This window comes from Oleiphilus sp. HI0067 (assembly GCF_001635735.1).
Genome location: NZ_LWFI01000658.1, coordinates 1 through 589, shown reverse-complemented (window position 1 = coordinate 589; position 589 = coordinate 1). Strand labels below are relative to the sequence as shown.

General features: G+C 43.6%; 1 protein-coding gene. It reads left to right on the top strand.

From position 1 onward, the window contains the following. Nucleotides 1-35 precede the first annotated feature (35 nt). On the top strand, nucleotides 36-530 hold the full coding sequence (locus A3739_RS07230; RefSeq protein WP_197468887.1) for an exonuclease domain-containing protein: 495 nt from the start codon (nucleotides 36-38) through the stop codon (nucleotides 528-530). Nucleotides 531-589 lie beyond the last annotated feature (59 nt).

The following is a 589-nucleotide window of genomic DNA, read 5'->3' as shown; positions in this document are numbered from 1 at the left end:
CTACCATAGCAAAAGTTTTTTAAGCGCAGCCCATTATGACAGCAGTTAATCCTATATTTATCGACTTTGAGGCCTCCAGCCTTGATCTTATTGCGAGCTACCCAATTGAAGTGGGCATTTGCATGCCTAACGGTGACACTCACTCATGGCTCATTAAGCCTCATGTACTTTGGAAGGATTGGTCTGGCAAAGCGGCTAAGATTCATGGGATCAGTCGAGATGAGCTCGAAAAAAACGGACAAGACTGCGATCAAGTAGCGCAAGAACTCAATGAGCTCTTAGGTGATCACTTTGTTTATTGTGACGCGTGGACCTTTGATAGCTTTTGGCTTCACCGCTTGTTTAAAGCTTCAGGGATCAAACACAGCTTTCAAATTGAATCTATTAGCGCCTTGCTTGATGCAGACCAAGTTTCGAAGTGGCAAGACGTCCATAACCAAGCCATCAATGACATGGATTTATTACGTCATCGCGCATCAAATGATGCACTGATCTTACACGAGACCTTCAAGCGTTTGATTCAGAGCTGATCTAGCGCACATTTCAATTCAAATATCACCCATCACACGCAGAATATGCGTGTATAAGA